Annotated in this window: 20 protein-coding genes and 1 tRNA gene; 18 read left to right on the top strand and 3 right to left on the bottom strand. The window is 52.5% G+C overall.

Features of this window, described 5'->3' with window-relative positions:
- Positions 1 to 207: 207 nt before the first annotated feature.
- The 16 genes from AAAV44_RS01430 (at position 208) to AAAV44_RS01355 (ending at position 14,868) form a co-directional block, all read left to right on the top strand.
- Positions 208 to 283 (top strand) — tRNA-Ala (locus AAAV44_RS01430).
- 787 nt (positions 284 to 1,070) lie between these two features.
- Positions 1,071 to 1,607, top strand: coding sequence for a KOW motif-containing protein (locus AAAV44_RS01425; protein WP_349114170.1), 537 nt, complete (start codon positions 1,071 to 1,073; stop codon positions 1,605 to 1,607).
- A gap of 66 nt (positions 1,608 to 1,673) precedes the next feature.
- Positions 1,674 to 2,423 carry a sugar transferase gene (locus AAAV44_RS01420; protein WP_349114169.1) on the top strand — a complete coding sequence of 250 codons (750 nt, stop codon included), beginning with the start codon at positions 1,674 to 1,676 and terminating at the stop codon, positions 2,421 to 2,423.
- Positions 2,424 to 2,891 carry a PssD/Cps14F family polysaccharide biosynthesis glycosyltransferase gene (pssD, locus tag AAAV44_RS01415; RefSeq protein ID WP_349114167.1) on the top strand — a complete coding sequence of 156 codons (468 nt, stop codon included), beginning with the start codon at positions 2,424 to 2,426 and terminating at the stop codon, positions 2,889 to 2,891.
- An 11-nt stretch (positions 2,892 to 2,902) separates the two neighbouring features.
- A complete protein-coding gene (locus AAAV44_RS01410) occupies positions 2,903 to 3,388 on the top strand; it encodes a glycosyltransferase (RefSeq protein ID WP_055310623.1) in 486 nt (161 codons plus the stop codon).
- Positions 3,389 to 3,392: 4 nt separating this feature from the next.
- On the top strand, positions 3,393 to 4,136 hold the full coding sequence (locus AAAV44_RS01405; protein ID WP_349114166.1) for a glycosyltransferase: 744 nt from the start codon (positions 3,393 to 3,395) through the stop codon (positions 4,134 to 4,136).
- Positions 4,136 to 5,032: a glycosyltransferase family 2 protein gene (locus tag AAAV44_RS01400; protein ID WP_349114165.1), complete on the top strand. Its 897-nt coding sequence runs from the start codon at positions 4,136 to 4,138 to the stop codon at positions 5,030 to 5,032. Before AAAV44_RS01405 ends, AAAV44_RS01400 begins: the two co-directional genes overlap by 1 nt.
- The gene (locus AAAV44_RS01395; RefSeq protein ID WP_349114164.1) at positions 5,029 to 6,171 is read left to right on the top strand and encodes a hypothetical protein; all 1,143 of its coding nucleotides are present in this window, start codon (positions 5,029 to 5,031) and stop codon (positions 6,169 to 6,171) included. Before AAAV44_RS01400 ends, AAAV44_RS01395 begins: the two co-directional genes overlap by 4 nt.
- Before the next feature lie 75 nt (positions 6,172 to 6,246).
- A complete protein-coding gene (locus AAAV44_RS01390; protein WP_349114163.1) occupies positions 6,247 to 7,329 on the top strand; it encodes a hypothetical protein in 1,083 nt (360 codons plus the stop codon).
- Complete coding sequence (locus tag AAAV44_RS01385; protein WP_349114162.1) at positions 7,319 to 8,788, top strand: lipopolysaccharide biosynthesis protein; 1,470 nt, start codon at positions 7,319 to 7,321, stop codon at positions 8,786 to 8,788. The genes AAAV44_RS01390 and AAAV44_RS01385 overlap by 11 nt, the downstream gene beginning before the upstream one ends.
- 75 nt (positions 8,789 to 8,863) lie before the next feature.
- Positions 8,864 to 10,000, top strand: a complete 1,137-nt coding sequence (locus AAAV44_RS01380; protein ID WP_349114161.1) for a DegT/DnrJ/EryC1/StrS family aminotransferase — start codon at positions 8,864 to 8,866, stop codon at positions 9,998 to 10,000.
- Entirely contained in the window at positions 10,000 to 11,211 is a 1,212-nt protein-coding gene (locus AAAV44_RS01375) for an ATP-grasp domain-containing protein (protein ID WP_349114159.1), read from the top strand. The genes AAAV44_RS01380 and AAAV44_RS01375 overlap by 1 nt, the downstream gene beginning before the upstream one ends.
- A gap of 2 nt (positions 11,212 to 11,213) precedes the next feature.
- Complete coding sequence (locus AAAV44_RS01370) at positions 11,214 to 12,209, top strand: NAD(P)-dependent oxidoreductase (protein WP_349114158.1); 996 nt, start codon at positions 11,214 to 11,216, stop codon at positions 12,207 to 12,209.
- 202 nt (positions 12,210 to 12,411) lie between these two features.
- Positions 12,412 to 13,299 carry a glucose-1-phosphate thymidylyltransferase RfbA gene (gene rfbA / locus AAAV44_RS01365; protein ID WP_349114179.1) on the top strand — a complete coding sequence of 296 codons (888 nt, stop codon included), beginning with the start codon at positions 12,412 to 12,414 and terminating at the stop codon, positions 13,297 to 13,299.
- A 2-nt stretch (positions 13,300 to 13,301) separates the two neighbouring features.
- Positions 13,302 to 14,321: a dTDP-glucose 4,6-dehydratase gene (gene rfbB / locus AAAV44_RS01360; protein WP_349114157.1), complete on the top strand. Its 1,020-nt coding sequence runs from the start codon at positions 13,302 to 13,304 to the stop codon at positions 14,319 to 14,321.
- Positions 14,322 to 14,694: 373 nt separating this feature from the next.
- Positions 14,695 to 14,868, top strand: a complete 174-nt coding sequence (locus tag AAAV44_RS01355) for a hypothetical protein (protein ID WP_349114156.1) — start codon at positions 14,695 to 14,697, stop codon at positions 14,866 to 14,868.
- Positions 14,869 to 14,913: 45 nt separating this feature from the next.
- Here AAAV44_RS01355 and AAAV44_RS01350 read toward each other — a convergent pair whose 3' ends face one another.
- The 3 genes from AAAV44_RS01350 to AAAV44_RS01340 all read right to left on the bottom strand — a co-directional run bounded on the left by AAAV44_RS01350 (position 14,914) and on the right by AAAV44_RS01340 (position 16,104).
- Complete coding sequence (locus tag AAAV44_RS01350) at positions 14,914 to 15,303, bottom strand: hypothetical protein (protein ID WP_349114155.1); 390 nt, start codon at positions 15,301 to 15,303, stop codon at positions 14,914 to 14,916.
- A gap of 24 nt (positions 15,304 to 15,327) precedes the next feature.
- The gene (locus AAAV44_RS01345; protein WP_117636974.1) at positions 15,328 to 15,522 is read right to left on the bottom strand and encodes a hypothetical protein; all 195 of its coding nucleotides are present in this window, start codon (positions 15,520 to 15,522) and stop codon (positions 15,328 to 15,330) included.
- Positions 15,523 to 15,627: 105 nt separating this feature from the next.
- Entirely contained in the window at positions 15,628 to 16,104 is a 477-nt protein-coding gene (locus tag AAAV44_RS01340) for a transposase (RefSeq protein ID WP_158571641.1), read from the bottom strand.
- 333 nt (positions 16,105 to 16,437) lie between these two features.
- Between AAAV44_RS01340 and AAAV44_RS01335 the strand changes: the two genes are divergently transcribed.
- Together AAAV44_RS01335 and AAAV44_RS01330 are read left to right on the top strand one after the other, a co-directional pair.
- Positions 16,438 to 16,896, top strand: a complete 459-nt coding sequence (locus tag AAAV44_RS01335) for a type II toxin-antitoxin system antitoxin SocA domain-containing protein (protein WP_195445661.1) — start codon at positions 16,438 to 16,440, stop codon at positions 16,894 to 16,896.
- The gene (locus tag AAAV44_RS01330) at positions 16,893 to 17,837 is read left to right on the top strand and encodes a hypothetical protein (RefSeq protein WP_349114153.1); all 945 of its coding nucleotides are present in this window, start codon (positions 16,893 to 16,895) and stop codon (positions 17,835 to 17,837) included. Before AAAV44_RS01335 ends, AAAV44_RS01330 begins: the two co-directional genes overlap by 4 nt.
- Positions 17,838 to 18,131: the final 294 nt, after the last annotated feature.

Below are 18,131 nucleotides of genomic sequence, written 5' to 3'. Positions count from 1 at the left end.
GTACGCGGCCTAGCGGGCGGCGGGATCAACCGAAGAGGAAACCAAGCGGGGGCGCCAGATGCCCGGATGCGTCATGCCGAAATGGCGCGAAGCACGCGGTTGACAAAACTATAGAGACACGTCCCAGGAAAACCCGTAAGTAAGAGATTCAACCCAAAAAAGTCCTTGCATCAAAGAAAGTCTTCCCCTATAGTATCTCCTCGTCACGGGGGCGTAGCTCAGCTGGGAGAGCGCTTGACTGGCAGTCAAGAGGTCAGGGGTTCGATCCCCCTCGTCTCCACCATCGTGAATGCAAAGGCCTTCGGAATTCCGAAGGCCTTTTTTCATACCAAAACACCATGCGCCACAAACCCCACCTACGCCAACAAAATGTTGCACAAATTTTTTCCCATGTCTGTACATAGTTTGTTAGCCAAACGCGATTTATCAGTGTAGATCGCCGTTCCATATGGGCTTCAGGAACGCGCCTAATCACCGTTAGCATCCCATTAACCTGCATCAACGTGAACAACATCCCAAAATAACCCCCTTAAGCACGCTAAATGAACGATATGTTGTCCAACGCAGCCCAAATCAGTTTCACTAACAGCTTGTGCTAGGATACCTAACGTTACATGAGTTCAACTGTGCTCGCGGCTCCAGCAAGTTGCAAAGCGCAGGGTCGATCAGCATCCGGCCGTAACGGCGGTGCCAGAAACACCACGAGCTCCAATAAAGAAGTCATGCGACGTTTTTTATTTGTATTGAGTTAATTTCCTAGTGCAAATAATTAATAGATTGCATGCCAAAACGTAACAGTCCTACAGCTGTTTGCGTGCGGTCCAGTTTTGTACCCGCTTGACTGGTTCGCAAGCAGCCAGCTGGGGATGCGGTCATTTTGCGATACACGTCCGTGTCTCTAGCAACTGCATATGTACATACCGTTCACGGTGGGGCAGAGCCACGTTGTTGTCTGACTGGGCTCAGGGTTTGAATATGGAGCGCCTTCGCGCACAAGCGCCCTGGCGAAGCCATACCCAAACCCTGTGAGCCACACGTAAGACAGCAAGGGGGTGGTGCTCGTGTAGTATGTGATCCAGGTCATTAACGGTCGCGAAGACGCAATGCGCGAGCGCATCGAGCGCATGGTGCCGGAGAGCTCCATGCAAGAGCTCTTTTATCCCCAATACCAAACCGAGATCAAGGTGCACGGCGAATGGGTCAGCACGACCAAGCCTCTGTTCCCCGGTTATCTCATCTGCGATACGGCAGATCCCCGAGCCGTGCAACAGTATCTGCTACGCATGGACGACTTTGCCCGGGTGCTATCCCAGGACGGTCAGTTTGTGCCGCTGGCAAAAGAAGAGACTCAGCTCATTGGCAGTTTCACTAACAGGGGAGACCGCGTGGTGCCCATGAGCGAGGCCCTAAAAGACGGCGACCAGGTCGTAGTGACGGCTGGTCCGCTGTTGGGCCACGAAGGCCTGATCAAAACCATTAACAGACGCAAAAGCACTGCTTATTTGGAGCTTGACCTGTGTGGCCGACGCGTAACCACCCGCGTTGGCCTCGCGGTGCTTTCAAGCGAGCAGCGCGTAATGCGAAGCCTTAAAAAGGCGATCGCCTAGCTGCAGGCGATCGCTACACAGAACAGGGAGGATCCCCGACCCGGGGACGAAGTCTTGGAAGAAAACGTGTCGGATAAAACTCAATTTGCAACGGATGCGCCTGCGGGGGCAGCGCTCATTTCTCAGGCCATGGACCGGCGTGAGGGCGCCGCCAGCTACAGGGCCATGCAATCCATCATGGACTGGGACAACTCGCGCCTGGCCTACCGGGCCATAAAGCGCACGTTTGATATCGTTTTCAGCGGTGTTGTACTCGTCTTCATCGCGATCCCCGGTCTGGTGTTGGCCGCCGCCATCCGCCTGGAGAGCGAGGGCAACCCGTTTTACAGCCAGATCCGCGTTGGTCAGACCCGCCCCGACGGCAGCCTGACCACCTTCCGCATGTGGAAGTTCCGCTCAATGTACAGGGATGCCGACGAGCGCCTGGCCGAGCTCAAGGAGCAGAACGAGATCGCCGGTGCCATGTTCAAGATGAGGGAGGACCCCCGCGTAACGAAAATCGGCAAGTTCATCCGCAAGCACTCGATCGACGAGTTCCCGCAGTTCCTGAACGTCTTTCTGGGTCAGATGTCCGTGGTGGGCCCGCGTCCGCCGCTGCCGAATGAGGTGGCCGAGTACACGGAATACGACCTGCAGCGCCTGGCCGTGAAGCCGGGAATTACCGGCTGGTGGCAGGTTACGGAGCGCAACTCGACCGGATTCGACGGGATGGTTCGTCGCGACCTGGAATACATTGCGCGACGCGGGCTCCTCACCGATTTGAGAATTATCGCTCTCACCATCATCGAAGTGATCACGGGAAAGGGTGCGTGCTAGATGGATCTTTCAAAAGCCAAAGTGTGTATCCCGAGTTCAAGTGGAGGACATCTGACTCATATGTGGCTCTTGAGGCCATTTTGGTCACAAGCTGCCGATAGGTTCTGGGTGACCTTCGACAAGGAGGACGCGAATTCTCTTCTGGAAGGGGAGCGCGTCTACCATTGCCACTATCCGACGAACCGCAACATCCCGAACCTGCTGAAGAACACGGTTCTCGCCTGGAAGGTGCTCCGCAAGGAGCGTCCTAACCTAATTATCTCGTCTGGAGCTGCCGTGGCAGTTCCTTTCTTCGTACTGGGCAAGCTGCTGGTTGCCAAATGCGTTTACGTAGAGGTGTTCGACCGCGTGGATAAGCCGACCATGACAGGTCGGATGCTCAACGGGATCGCTGACCTGTTCGTTGTCCAGTGGCCGGAGCAACTGGAAGTATACAAGCACGCCGTGAACCTCGGCTCGATTTTCTAAGAAGTGGTCGAATGATTTTCGTTACCGTGGGCACCCACGAGCAGCAGTTCAATCGCTTGGTCAAGGCTGTCGACGAACTCAGGGCGGACGGGATACTTACGGAACCGGTTTTCATTCAGACAGGCTATTCAACATATGAGCCTATCCATTGTGATCACTCGCGGTTTGTGCCGTTCCATCAGATGAAGAATTATATGGAAGTTGCGGATGTGGTGATTACGCATGGTGGCCCTTCGAGCTTCATTGAGGCGATGGCGGCCGGGAAGGTCCCTGTTGTTGTTCCGCGTCGAGGGGACCTTGGCGAACACGTGAATGATCATCAAGCGGATTTCGTTCGCATTGTGGCGGAGCGCCAGGGCGGTATCGTGCCTATTTATGACGTTAAAGAGCTGCCTCAAGCAATAGAACGAGCCCGTGAACTTTCATGCGGAACCTATTTTAAGAGCCATAACTTAGAGTTCTGTAAGGAGCTCTGTGGTTTGATTGAGGAGCTTTAACCCCATGATACCCAAGAAGATTCATTACATTTGGTTTGGCGGTAATCCGCTTCCCCCTCTAGCTGAACGCTGCATTGCTTCATGGGAAAAATATATGCCAGGCTACGAGATCGTTCGTTGGGACGAATCAAACTTTGATACTGATTGCTGTGATTATGTTCGCGAAGCTATAAGCGTAAAGAAATGGGCATTTGCAAGCGACTATGCGCGATTCAAGATTTTGTATGAGCATGGAGGGGTCTACTTAGATACTGATGTCGAGCTTTTGAAGCCTCTCGATGAAATTATTCAAAGGGGCCCTTTTATGGGTTTTGAACAGGATTTCAGCTCTGGTACTGCCGGCGCTGTCGCTCCGGGGCTTGGCCTTGCGGCCAATCCGGGGCTTGGCCTCTACAAGACTATCCTCGATTCCTATGAGTCTGATCACTTTATAAAGACTGGTGGTGTCTACGACCAGACCACTGTCGTTGTTCGTACAACTGATATTCTTAAAGGTTTTGGACTTGAAGATAAACTTGGCATCCAAGAAGTTGCTGGGATAACTATTTATCCAAGTGAATATTTTTGCCCAAAGGATTTCCTTACGCATGAGATTAACGTAACTGAAAATACGTATGCCATTCATCATTTCGACGGATCATGGGCTGGACCGGCGACGCATTTTAAGCATAAAGTTATGAGAGCGGTTGGCCCTAGAGGGGTTATTCTTTTCAAGGCGTTTAAGAACATAATTAAGGGTGTTCGTTAATGGGCAACGCATTATTAACGATATTTACACCGACCTATAATCGTATTAATGAGCTTGAGCGCCTGTATGCATCACTAATATCTCAGACCGACTTTCGATTCGAATGGCTCATTGTGGATGATGGATCGACTGACGATACTGAGAACATGGTTATCTCTTGGTTAGACACGTCGCCCTTTCCTATTCGATATATCAAACAGCCGAACTCTGGAAAACACGTTGCACATAATCTTGGTGCTGCTGAGGCATCTGGAGAGTATTTTATTTGCGTTGACTCGGACGACTGGCTTGAGCCCAACGCTGTGGAGACTATCTTGCACGACATAACAGCTTTGGATACGGAAGAAGGTCTTCTGTATCCAAAGCTGTTTGCTGCGCAAACGGCTTTGGATACATGGTTTCCCGATGGTGCTGACAAGATTGAGCTTGCCGATATGCGCATGAAATACGGTCTCGTCATCGAGACGGCGATTGTCTTTAACACCGATGTTTTAAGGCGGCATCCATTTCCCGTTGTTCAGGGCGAGCGTTTCATTCCTGAAGGCTCGGCTTACTACGACTTCGTTGCTCCCGAGCTGTTTTGCGTGCACAACGAACCCTTCTACAGATGTGAATACCTCGAGGAAGGTCTCACCAAAAACATCTGGAAGAATTGGCTGGGCAGCCCGGTGGGTACGCGCATGGCACTTGTCAAGCGACATGAATCTGCCAGGCGGTACTCGAGCGTCCGAGCGCTGAGGGAAAGAATTTCGGCCCTCGTCGGAATCGAGTCCCTGAACATGGCGGTCGCTGAGCCCGTCTTCTCCGGAATCGATTCTAATAGGGTATTGGCCCTCCTTGTATTCCCCTTGTCTGTGCTGGTCGAAAGGAGACGTTTTGGAAGGAAAGTATCTTGATTAAGCGCAAGGCTGCCATAAAGCAATACACCGACATGAATGCGGGGAACGTTTCCTCCATGAGAGTCGTGGACCTTCTGTACTGCGCGTATCTTTTCTCGGTCGTGTTTATGAGCACGCTTGGCCTGAGCGCTGGTGACGATATTTATGTCGCCTGCGTCGGGCTCGGTGCCGCATTCGCGGTTATTAGGTTTCTTGCTTTGGACTTTGATCCGCGTTTCTTCTTGAGTGCAATGGGTCTTGCAGCCCTCGGCGTCATCGAGTTGGTTGTTAGCAAACGGTTCACCCTGCTACTTACGGTCATGCTGTTGGTTGGCGCCAAGGACATTGATATCAAGAGGGTGCTACTTACATTTCTGACCGCGAAAATCGTAGGACTTCTTTTCGTAGTGCTGTTTGCCGCTACGGGTATTTATGAAGTTGAATTTTACCAGTATTATAAAATGGCGACAGACACATACATTCAGCGAGTCCTTGTAAACGGCTCCTCTACCAACGTCATGCACTTGTCTTTTCTCACGGTCGTCTTCCTGACGCTCTATATGAAAAGGGGAAATTGCGGAATTATCGTCTACCTCGTGTTTGCCGTTTTGAACATCTTGTGTGAATACATCACGGGCAGTTACATCGGCCTGTTCCTCGGCATGGGTGGTCTGCTCCTGTTCTATGTACTTCAGCATTCAGGGAAGATAAGGGAACTGTTCGTCAGGTTCTCAACGGCCGTGCTCCCGCTTCTTATCGCATTTTCGTTCGGCACTGCGTTGCTCTATGGGAGAAACGGTTTTGTCGGCGTTCTCGATAGGATTTTTCAGGGTCGTATTTATTACAACAACTTCTTTCTCAGTAACTACACGGCGAGTCCATTCGGTCATGGCATGCTGACCTCAGAGGGTAATTTTGACAATAGCTACGTCTTCGTCTTCGTTGCCTACGGATTAATTGCCTTCATTTTGCTATTCGGATCAATGCAGTTAATTGTTAAACGGCTTAAAGAAACACGCGATTGGGCATCTCTTGCATTTGTGGTTATTTACATGATTGCAGCTCTGAGTGAAAGTTTTTACCCGGCTGCTGCTGTCAATCCATCCTTATTTCTGCTTGTTCCATTACTTAGCTTTAATGGGCATTTTGATATGTGAAGCAGGGCTGCGTCCTGAATAAACAATCTACTTTATAAAACCTTGAAACCTTGTTCGTGATGGGAATAGCTTACCATGTCACAAGAAATATCGTATTCCTCTAGCGAAGGCAGCTTTGCACCAGTTGCAATTACAACGTTGAGTAGAATCGAGTGCCTAAAAACAACGATTGATTCTCTCGGTAGATGCCATTGTGCCGAGTACACTGACGTCTATATTTCAGTCGATTATCCTCCGAATACAAAATATAAGTCTGGTTATGTGGAAGTCTGTAATTATCTGAACACAATTCATGACGACCATCCGTTTAAATCGCTACATCTATATTTTCATAAGGTTAATTTAGGCCCGTTTGAAAACTATCTTTGGCTCGTACGTTTAATCCTCTCAAAACATGATTCGATTATCATTTTGGAAGATGATAACGAGCCTGCTCCTTGTTTCTTAGATTTTTGCAACAAGGCGCTTCAAATTTACGCTACCGATAACGATGTTGTTGTAATTAATCCTTCTGATTACGTTTGGTGTGGAGATGGATACACTCCATTACTTAGAAGCATAAACATTGATGATTGCAATACCGAGAAACGACAAATGTTATGGCATGGCATGGCATCCTGGAGTGAATGTATCCTACCGTATTACAACTTTGTTCTAGATCAATCAATCCTATCGATAGGCGATCATCCGTTAGCTTTATTAAAGCTATTCAAACGCTCCAAGTCCCTCTGCTACCAATATCTCAAGGACACATATAACACTAGAGTCAAAACGCCCTGGCACAATGGACGACTTTACTCTATTGATATGACATGGGATGTTGCCATGATTGTATTTGACAAGGTCGCCATTTGCCCTATCGAAAACTTGCAACGTGACTTAGGGGTCGTGGGCAACGGCCATAGCTTTACAAAAGCGTTCTCTAATTCAGCAGAACTACAGAATCGAAAACTAAAAGAAGAACCAGAATTTGACTTTGTGAACCCTCAAGACGCTGCCCTAAACATGGATGAGCTTATTCTTCACGACAAATTTCAGTCAAAACCTTGGTGGAAATGGGCATTCTTAATCACTGGTTATCTAGCGAAGTATTTACAGAGAAAGCTGACTGGAAAATCTCAAAAGCTAATCAACCCATGGAGCGAATATGACAAGTAGACAGGAGCCATCACTTAAACAAGAGACACTTTCTTCTTTAATATGGAAACTATTTGAAAGGGGAGGAAATGCAGTTGTTCAACTCGCCGTACAGATTGTTATGGCGCGTCTGCTTGCCCCTGAAGAGTTCGGTGCCCTAGCAATTATTCTTGTCTTCGTTAACATAGGCAATGCAATTGTTCAATCTGGCTTAAATACATCAATAGTTCAAGCTCAAACAGTTGAAGATTCCGATTTGTCGACAGTGTTCTGGTTGAGTTTTGGAACCTCGATTGTTCTGTGCTTGTTGGTCTATATTTCAGCACCAGCAATTGCGTCCTTTTACTCCTTGGATTATCTAATCTGGCCCTTACGTGTTATGGGTTTTTTGCTATTGGTAACAGCCTTCAATTCTGTTCAGGTGGCAATAGTACAGCGGGACCTTAAACTACGTAAGGTGTTTAATGCAACAATTGCAGCTGTCATCGTCTCTGGAATAGCTGGTATTGTTTCAGCCACTGCAGGGGCCGGCCTTTGGGCTTTAGTTCTTCAGCAGTTAATTTATCAATTTAGCAACTGTCTTTTTTTGGGCCTCCAGGTTAAATGGTTACCGAAGCCCATATTTAATAGGTCGAAAGCTCGCAAGCATTTTAGTTTTGGCTGGAAACTCCTCGTTTCTGGTTTATTGGATCAAGGCTATCAATCTCTTTCAGATTTAATTATAGGTAAGCAATTCAGCGCCTCAGACCTCGGCTTAGTTTCTCAGGGAAAAAAGTACCCCCAGGCTCTAGGGGGCATGTTGGATGGGGCAATTCAGCCTGTCATGCTATCAGCAATTTCGCGTGTTCAGGCTGATTCCGATCAGGTGAAGCGATTAGTGCGAAGGGCCCTAAAAACATCAACCTTTATTATTGTTCCAGCTATGACGCTATTTGCAGTAGCGGCTAAACCGATTGTTGTCTTATTACTAGGAGAGAAATGGCTGCTTTGTGTGCCGTTTCTGCAGATGTATTGCTTTATATACGCCCTATTACCAATACACACCACTAACCTACAGGCACTTAACGGCATGGGGCGTTCTGATCTGTTCCTGAAGCTTGAACTTATCAAAAAGGCCTATGGAATCTGCTTCATTTTGTTTGCTGCCTTTATATTAAAGGACGTTTACTTAATGGTTGCCATGTATATGATTACCGGCATCATCTCGACATTTGTTAACGCTTATCCCAACAAACGGGTTATCGGATACTCCTACTCTGAGCAAATACGCGATATCGCTCCTGCATTTGTGATTTCAGCAATAGCAGGAGGACTTGCGCTGTTTTGCGGGTCATTTGTCGCCTCGCCTGGACTTCAAATTTTTGTCGAAGTTGCCGTAATGGCAATTACCTATTTTGGTATCGCAGGCATTTTTAAACTCGAAGCCTTTGAATACCTCATCAATACCGCTAGGGATTTCTTGGGTGCAAAACGTCGTTAAAGACGTTGCGTCAATACAGTATCCGTTTTAGACATCGTTCTTTGAAAGCAGCATAGCGAAGGGAAGGTACCTGATATGGGTAACCGCATTCTTGTCACACAATCTTCCATGCCTCCTATGGAGGAATACTTTGAAGAGGTCACACCTCTATGGGAAAGCCATTGGCTTACCAATATGGGTGTTGAGCATAAGAAGCTCGAGGCGGACCTCAAGGAGCGTTTGGGGATCGACAACCTTGCTCTGTTCACGAATGGTCACAATGCTCTAGAGTGCATCCTCGAGGCCTTGGCTCTTCCGACCGGCGGAGAGGTCATCACTACACCGTTCACCTTTGCCTCGACCACTCACGCTATCGTGCGAAAGGGACTTACTCCCGTATTTGCCGACGTGAATCCCGTAAATCTAACGTTGGATCCCGAGAGCATTGAACGATTAATCACCCCGCGCACCTGCGCCATCGTGCCTGTGCATGTTTACGGCAATCTTTGCGATGTTGATGCCATCCAGGAGATCGCTGACCGTCACGGGCTTAAGGTCATCTATGATGCCGCGCATGCCTTCGGCGTCGAGCGCGTGAACGAAGACGGAAGCAGCGATAGCGCGGCGACTTTCGGCGATGCTGCCATGTTCAGCTTCCATGCGACCAAGGTATTCAACACCATCGAAGGCGGTTGCGTCTGCTTCAAGAACGAGGATCTGTATCCGCTGCTCAATCAATGGAAGAACTTCGGTATCACGGGACCCGAGGACGTCGAGTACGTCGGTGGCAATGCCAAGATGAATGAGTTCTGCGCGGCTATGGGCGTCTGCAATCTTCGTCACCTGGACGCCGAGATTGGCAAGCGCAAGGCCGTTGCTGAGCGTTATTGGGACAACCTTGAAGGCACGGCCGGCGTGACCGTTTTCCGTCCCGCCAAGAACATCCGCCACAACTATGCGTACCTTCCCGTGCTGTTCGATCCGAGTGTCTTCGGCGCCACGCGCGATGACGTTTTCGATGCCCTGGACAAGGTTGGCGTCGGCGCGCGCAAATACTTCTATCCGCTGGTCAACGATTACGCATGCTACCGCAGCGTTTATTCCAGCGACCGCACCCCTGTGGCAAAGAAGGCGGCATCCGAGGTGATTACGCTTCCCATGTACGCCGATTTGGCGTTGGAAGACGTCGACCGAATCTGCAATACGGTTCTGGATGCAGGAAAGGAAAATTGATGAGTAAGACACTTCTCCTTCTTGGCGGAGCACGCTATGCGCTACCGGTTATTAAGGCGGCGCACGAGTTGGGCGCGAAGGTCGTTACTTGCGATTACTTGCCGCATAACTATGCACATGCCTTCTCGGATGACTACATCAATGCGAGCATCATCGATAACGAGGCTGTTCTTGCCGCCGCTAAAAAATGCAAGGCGGACGGAATTATGTCGTTTGCCGCAGACCCGGGTGTGGTGTCCGCGTCATATGCTGCCGAGAAACTGGGGCTGCCGTTCCAGGGAGGCTATGAGGCGGTCAGCATTCTTCAAGATAAGGAGCGCTACCGCGCCTTCCTTCGCGACAATGGCTTTAATTGTCCCGAGCTTCATATCTACCGCTCTGCCGACGAGGCCATGAAAGAGGCCGATTCGATTGCTTTTCCCGTGATTGCCAAACCGGTTGATTCGGCTGGATCGAAGGGCTGCTCTCGTGTGGATGGTCCCAAGGATCTTAAGGCAGCGGTTGAGTACGCTCTCGAGTTTTCGCGTGATGGGCGCTGTATCGTCGAACAATTTTTGGAAAAGGAGGGAGATTCGTCCGATGCCGATGGATTCGTTAGCGACGGAAAGTTTTCGTGTGTAAGCTTTACCTCGCAGTTGTTCGATCCCTCCGTTCCAAATCCCTACACGCCGGCTGCGTATGCAATGCCAGCATCATTGCCAGCCTGGGCACAAAAAGAGCTTGTCTCGGAATTGCAGCGATTGGCTGATCTGTTGGGCCTTCGTGACGGCGTATTTAACATAGAGACTCGCGTGGCAACCGATGGCAAAGCCTACATTATGGAGAGCTCTCCGCGCGGCGGCGGCAATCGACTGTGCGAGATGCTCAAATATGCCACCGACGGAAAGACCGATCTTGTCATGGCGGCGGTGAAGGCCGCCCTCGGCGAACCTGTTGGCAATCTTTCAATGCCCGTTTACAACGGTTTCTGGTACCAGCAGATGCTTCACTCTGATCACGACGGCGTATTCGCTGGCATGGAATATGCATCTGATTTTGTCGCTTCGCATCTTGCCGAAGAGCAGCTGTGGATTGAGCCCGGCGCCAAAGTTGAGGCGTTCACTGCAGCAAATCATGCATTTGGATCGGTATTCCTTAGGTTCGACACACAAGCCGAGCTTGATGCATTTCGCGCTGAACCGAGTGAGTTCATGAGAGCGAAGGTGAGCTAACCGTGAAAAAAATTGTAGTAATCGGTGCAACCGGCAACACTGGTGCATACCTTACCGAAGATCTAGTAAATCACCTGCCTGCAGATGAATATGAGGTGTTTGCCGCCGGTCGTAGAGAGACGAATTTTTTCAATCGATACAACATTGGTTATACAAGTGTAGATATGTCCGATGCTTCTACTCTAGAGCAGCTCCCCCAAGAGGACGTCCATGCGGTGATTCTTCTCGCCGGTTTACTGCCAGCATATATGAGCGGCTATAACCCTTCCGATTATATTGACGTAAACAGCCGTGGAGCGCTTAACGTACTCGAGTATTGCCGTAAGTCAGGTGCTGATCGCATTCTTTATGCTCAGACTATATCCGATGTACTGGGTTCCGTTACTCCTGAAAACCCCGTAATTCATCCTTACGATGATCGCAATATTATTATGACTGGCGACCACACCGTCTATGCTCTTTCCAAATGCTTCGCCGTTGATTTGATCAAGCATTATCAGGCTGAGTACAGATTAAAAGGCTTTGTGTTTAGGCTTCCCACTGTCTACGCCTTTACCCCCGACAAGACATATAACGTCGATGGCGTGCGTCGGACACTTGGATATCGATTGCTGATGGATCGAGCCATGGCAGGAGAAACGCTTGAAATCTGGGGCGATCCCACTCGCGCCAAAGATGTTGTAAACGTCAAGGACTTCTGTCAGCTCTTACGTAAAGCTGTGACCGTAGAGAACGTTGACGGTGGCTTCTTTAATGTGGGTACCGGTATTGGAACTTCAAATGAGGACTGGATTCGCGGTATCGCGAAAGTATTCAATCCAGATGGCGTTGAATCAAAGATTGTCTACCGTCCGGAAATGCCAAGCGGTCCTTCTTATGTAATGGATATCGAAAACTGTCGTGAGCTATTAGGCTACGAGCCGAAATATGACTTCTTAGACTTTCTCGAAGACTTCAAGGCTGAAATGGCTCTCAATAGGTTTAAAGATCTGAGATAGAACCAAAGCCATAACCAAAGCCATAACCAAAGCCATAACCAAAGCCAATTCTGAACCGAACGCTGAATCCAATCACGGAAATTCGCAAGAACGGTATCAGACTCCTAAGAGACTTACGACCGATATATTATTTGTCCAAGCAGCCATAAGTGACTTGAGCAGCAATGCGCACTTTATTTCGACTGCCGCTGAAGGGAAAACGTTGAAAGGCATAATTCTTGCAGGTGGGTCTGGCACTCGGCTGCATCCGATTACTAAAGCCCTTAGCAAACAGCTTCTGCCAATTTACGATAAACCACTTGTGTACTACCCTTTGAGCGTTCTGATGCTCGCTGGAATCCGAGAGGTGCTTGTCATCTCGACACCACGTGACCTGCCGGCGTTCAAGGAGCTTCTCGGGGACGGATCCGAGTTAGGCATGCGCCTAGAATACGCAGAACAGGCCAAACCTCGCGGTCTAGCCGAAGCTTTTACCATCGGGCGCGATTTTCTTGCCGGCGAACCGTGTGCGCTGGTTCTGGGCGACAACATGTTCCATGGTCAAGACCTCACTCGCGTGCTTACACGCGCAAAGGAGAAGGTCGAATACCATGGCGGGGCCGTTGTGTTTGGATACCCCGTGCAGGACGCTAGAGCCTTCGGTGTGGTGGAGTTCGACCAGAACCATCGTGTGGTTGGCATCGAGGAAAAGCCCGAGGTTCCAAAGTCGAACTATGCAGTACCAGGGCTGTACTTCTATGATGGACAGGTTTCCGACATCGCGGCAAATGTTAAACCAAGCGCGCGCGGAGAGCTCGAGATCACAAGCATCAACAATGCCTATCTAGAGCAAGGTCAACTATCAGTTGAGCTGATGGGGCGAGGCATGGCGTGGCTAGATACGGGCACGCCCGAGGGTCTTTTGAAGGCCGCAGAATACGTAGAGGCCGTGCAGAGCCGCCAGGGGTATTACATTGCGTGCCTGGAAGAAATCGCTTATCGCCGCGGTTTCATTGACCATAATCAGTTACACGAACTGGGCGAAACGCTGAAGAAGACCGCCTATGGAAAGTATCTTTTGAATGTGGCCAACGAGGCAAAGAGGGGGTAAATATGGCCGACACTTTTGAGCCTAAGAACATCATCGTCACGGGCGGCTGCGGCTTCATCGGCAGCAACTTCGTGCACTACGTGGTCGACAACCACCCCGGCGTGCACGTCACCGTCCTGGACAAGCTGACCTACGCCGGCAACCCCGAGAACATCGCCGGGCTGCCGTCGGACCGCGTGGAGCTCGTCGTGGGCGACATCTGCGACGCCGCCCTGCTCGATGAGCTGGTCCCCGGCCACGACGCCATCGTGCACTACGCCGCCGAGAGCCACAACGACAACTCCATCGCAGACCCGGAGCCGTTCCTGCGCACCAACGTCGAGGGCACCTTCCGCCTGCTGGAGGCCGTCCGCAAGCACGGCATCCGCTACCACCACGTCTCCACCGACGAGGTCTACGGCGACCTGGCGCTCGACGACCCCGCCAAGTTCACCGAGGAGACGCCCTATAGGCCCTCGAGCCCCTACAGCTCCACCAAGGCGAGCTCCGACATGCTCGTGCGCGCCTGGACCCGCACCTACGGGCTTCGCACCACGATCTCCAACTGCTCCAACAACTACGGCCCCTACCAGCACGTGGAGAAGTTCATCCCCAGGCAGATCACCAACATCATCGACGGCGTGCGCCCCAAGCTCTACGGCCGCGGCGAGAACGTCCGCGACTGGATCCACACCGAGGACCACTCCTCGGCCGTCTGGGACATCCTCACCAAGGGCCGCATAGGGGAGACCTACCTCATCGGCGCCAATGGGGAGAAGGACAACATCACGGTCCTGCGCATGATCCTCGAGGCGATGGGAAAGGACCCCGAGGACTTCGACTGGGTCGCCGACCGCCCCGGCCACGACCGCCGCTACGCCATCGACAGCACGAAGCTCCAGCGCGAGCTGGGCTGGAGGCCGGCCCACACCGACTTCGCCGAGGGGCTCAAGGCCACCATCGACTGGTACGTGGCCAACGAGTCCTGGTGGCGACCGGCCAAGGAGGCCACCGAGGCCCGCTACCGCGCGCAGGGGCAGTAGAGGTAGCAGCCCTTGCGAAACAAAGCGGGGTCCCGGACTAACGCTCCGGACCCCGCTTTGTTTAGTGCGCAGTTGGCCGAATGTGTCCCTGAATGGCGGTTGGTTGGTGGAGCGTCGTGCGTCGTGTATTGTATTTCTTGCGCCTTTGCTTGTGGCCTTCCTCGCCATAAATACTGTGGTGATGCTATTCACCCAGTTGTACGCCTACGCGGACGAGCCCGGCGGGGACGTATACCTGCACGGCGATCTGATCTGGTGCGGCGAAACGCCCGAATGCAAGCAGTCGATGGCCATGTGCGGCGCAAGGTGGGGCTGCAGGTGAGGCTCGTGCCCAAGAGCAACACGAGGCGGCTCTCCTTCGAGTGCTGGCAGGGTGCGCAAAATCTGCATCGACCCGGTGCGCTGCCCGCTGGCGCATGAGAAGTCCAGGCTCAAGAAGTACGACCACGACTGCGACGGGACGTGGCTTGAGGGCATCCCCGACGGCAACGACCACTCGATCGAAGCAGTGAGGTTCGCAATTATGGACGACATCTTGCGTGGGTGAGGGCGCAGCGTGCTGCTTCTCCTCGCCACTGAAAGGCGCTAAAGGTTAATCTGCTGTCTTCTCCGTTGTCTTAGGATCAGCCTCCTCGCCCTGCTCGTCAGATACTCCCTTGAACTTCGCCATAACGTTTTTCTTTGTCTTGACAATCTTTGGACGCGCGGTCTCACGCCACCATTTTTCGACATGAGGCTTTGCCGCCTGAGCACCTTTCACCGCCAGAAAGCTAACGGCAATTACGGTAATCGCAGCAGCCGCCACCTTGCCACCGTTCGGATTGGAGGCATCATCTCCATTGCGCTGGCCGTCATCAATACTATAGTCGCCATTTGCCGCAAGCGATGCCTCCAATTCTTCTCTCTGCCTTTTCTTTTCGGCGCGATTGGCTGCAACTGAATCGGAAAGCTCGCGTCTGCGTTCTGAGGAAAGCGGCCCCATTTCATCGAGAATCTCCTCTTCCCATTACGTGGCAACATAGCCAGCATGATTTGGGCTTCCAGTTTCCCTATGCCTCTGCGTGGCATAGGGATGCCCCTTCTCGGTGACCCTATAATCTCCAGGTTCGCCTTCGAGGTATCCTTCTTCCTTCAGCCAGACATTCATCTCCTCAGCATTAAGCCCAACATCCCGCCCCAAGTATCTTGCTGACTTACGCATCGCAAGCCTCCATTCGCTCATCAACAGTATGATAGTCTCGCAAATGTTGATGTAGGTCTCTGCTCTCGAGGGTGGCCGAAGGCTGCCCAAGGAACCGAGAACCACCTAGAATGCCGTCATTCTAGCTAATGTCACACCGCCTCCCCGCCGGGAACGGGGCTGTCGGCCACACCGAGCCCGATGGTCCTGGCCGCGTGCTCGGCGGCGGTGCCCCCGTAGGCGTGCTTCGGCGTGTTGGTCCTTGGCGCCCTCCACAGCCCTGCCGATGGAGTCGTCGTCGAACCAGCAGAGGCCCGCCCAGTCCTCGTCCTTCTCGGAGAACATCGCTCTCATCATCCCGATGGGCGACTTTCTGTTGGGGAACACCTGCACCACGCGGCTGCGGCGCTTGGGCGCGCGGTTGGCGCGCTCCTGCACGTTGTTGGTGCGAAGTCTCACGTGGTGCTCGTAGGGGAAGTCGAGGTAGGCCAGAGCGTCGATCTCGGCCTCTTTGAGCACCTCGGCCGCCTTGGGGCAGAACCCCTCGGTCTGCTCGATGGTCATCTGGGAGCTCGAGTCCGGGCTCGCCGACTGCAGGGCCACGCGCGCCATTAGCGAGGGGCGCGGCGACCGCGAGATACACGGTAGCGACCTTGGGCGCACGTGCGCGCTTCTGCAGGTTCGAGCGGAAGGCGGTGAAGTGATAGGTGAGGACGTGAAATGGGCGTTGGGCATTGCGGTCACGGCGCTCGTGCTCATGTCGTTCCTGTCGCTCGTGCCGGTGCTGGGGCCGTGGAGGACTAGGGGGGGCGTTTGAGACCGAAACCCCCGCTGGAGGGCCGTCCGTTTTTTGTCCGGACGAGCTGAGATGCTTTTATCTCGATAAGCGCAGATGGGAAGCACATCACTGGTATGATTTGGCAAAGGAGGAAACAGATGAAAGTCCAAATCGGGACAGAGTACTGCGCGATGGAAATCGCCGAGTACGCTGTCAGCAGGCGATATCGCCACGACACGCCAATCAGCAATCTTCAGCTCCAGAAGATTCTTTACTTCCTGCAAGTCATACACGCGAGCGAGACCGGCGAGCTGCTATTCGCCGACCAGTTTGAGGCATGGCCCTACGGCCCGGTCATCAGAGATGTCTACGTTAAGTTCTCTGACTGCGGCGGCTTCCCGATAAAACGTGAGTTCGACATTAAGATAAATGATTCCATCCGCCCTTTCCTGGATGCAGGGGTGGACATGCTAGCTGAGAAATCCCCATGGGAGCTCGTCAGGATCTCACACGCCGAGGGGTCCCCGTGGGACGTCATCTACAACCAGAAACGCCTACACAAGGGAATCATCCCAAATGAGCTGATCATGCAGTGCGCTAGCGAGGTCTCTGAGTGACCGAGCAAGACTACGAAAAGGCGGCCGAAAACTTCGGAAGGGCCCTCTCTCTGCTTGCCAGCAAAATTGGGACTCTTTCGAAGCCGCCCCTGAAGGTTCCCCCTATAAACGCAGGCAGCGACGACGCAGAGAAACGCAAGGCTCTCCGAGACATGCTCGAATCGCTCGCCAGCACGGACGATGCCGCGGTGCTCTCCCAAGAGGACATCCGCCGAGCCTCGAACTTCTTCGCAAAGCTATATGGGGGGAGCGAGCCCTATCGCCATAGATATGCCGACATCTGCGACTTGGTATTCAATGCACTCGGGCAGTCCTCTGGGGACTTGGACGAAGGGGTCCCCTATTCGGTCAACTGCCTAGCCGAGAACATTCGCATCATCCATGAGTACCTGACGAAGCATGGACTTTGTGACCAGGCGAAAAGTGTCCTCAAACTCGCCGACCACATCGACCTGGAAAAGACGAGGCTGAGCCACGACATCGAACAGCAGCAGGCCATGCGCGCATTCAATGCGGCAATTGCCGAAGTGAAAGCGGAAAGGGATGAGGCGGACCAGAAACGCGCAGAGCTGGAAAGGGAGTTCGACGAGCGCCTCGACAAGACGAGGATGGAGTACATCGCGATCCTCGGCGTATTCGCGGCGGTTGTGCTCGCCTTCAACGGCGGCGTCGGGTTCTCGACTTCCGCGATGGGCGCGCTCGGCATTGACGGCGGCATACGCGCCATCGTGCTCCTCGCCGCGCTCGTGGGCTTCGTGCTCATCAACACGGTGTGCATCCTCCTCGTGTTCATCTGGAAGATGTCCTTCAACCACCGGAATGTCGAGCTGGGAAAATTGCCGAGGAACTGCCTGATCGCCGCAGACGTCGTCCTCGTGGTCGTTATGGCTGCGATGATGGCGCTCTCCCACCCTGGACTCAGGGGGTTCATCGGGCTGTAGCCCGAACGCGACGCCAAGGGCCGTCCTCCGGGGCGGCCCTTCTCCTGGCGACACGTCAAGGAACATAGCCGTGCGGTAATCCTCCGCCGCATGGGGCACCGGGAAGCCGTCCTTTGGGGCGGCTTCCCGCTTTTCGCGGCGGGGCGCGATTGATTGGGGGCGAAGCTTGGACGCCGACGGATCGCGTCGAAAATGTTGGTGTAAGGGCGGCGCCCTAGCGCCCGTTTAACGAAGAACGGCCTTCGTCTTAGAATCTGAAATCACCACAACAACAGGTTCTAGGAAAGTACGAAG

The sequence above is a fragment of the Collinsella sp. CLA-AP-H1 genome (genome assembly GCF_040092945.1).
Taxonomy (GTDB): domain Bacteria; phylum Actinomycetota; class Coriobacteriia; order Coriobacteriales; family Coriobacteriaceae; genus Collinsella.
The sequence above is the reverse complement of the archived record's forward strand: the minus strand, read 5'-3'. Positions and strand labels throughout refer to the sequence as shown.